At 35.3% G+C, this 648-nt stretch carries 1 pseudogene; it reads right to left on the minus strand.

Features of this window, described 5'->3' with window-relative positions:
- A pseudogene (locus AB5935_RS27965) lies at positions 1-588 on the minus strand (hypothetical protein); the annotation flags it as partial.
- Between the last annotated feature and the right edge of the window lie 60 nt (positions 589-648).

The raw sequence follows: 648 nt of genomic DNA on the forward strand, positions 1-648 counted from the left end.
TTTCAAATCGAATGGGATACCATCAACAAAGAAGTCAACACCCTTTACCTGACCTACTGTTGGAATAACAGAGACATGAGACTTAAAAACATGCTCAATAAGAATTGATGACCAATGATTGTACCAACTACTCATGACATAGCCATAAGCAGCATCACCAATCTCAGGAACCTTCGACTGAAGTTCGTCATAAGAGATTATAGCTTTAACATATCTAGTAACCAAATACTTATCTAAAGAGTTTGTATGGTCACCTCCCCATTTAAATGACTGAACTTTATACAAATCATTTGACAGAGTCTCGATATCAAGAACGCTGAGTTGCTTTTGATTTTCAGCCTCAGAAAAATCATCAAGAAGACGAATAGAGCCTTCAATATCATTTTTCATTGTGTCAAAAAGTTCACACCATATCTTCTTAACACCAGTTGTCTGTGGTGAAATTCCCGAGAACTGAAGGAAGTCGTTTTGAGGCTCCTTTTTACTGATAGATTTCAACTTTAACCACAAAAGGGCTTCTCTGTTGAATGTAAAATCAACTAAGTCCTGTTTGTCAAATTTGGTTTCCCATTGTTTAAAATCACCCATATCTTAATTATTTAATGACCAGTTTCCATCTTCACCAATGTGATAATTCTCATTTAATAC

Source organism: Phocaeicola sp. RTP21198st1_B8_RTP21198_201120 (genome assembly GCF_040929485.1).
GTDB lineage: Bacteria > Bacteroidota > Bacteroidia > Bacteroidales > Bacteroidaceae > Phocaeicola > Phocaeicola dorei.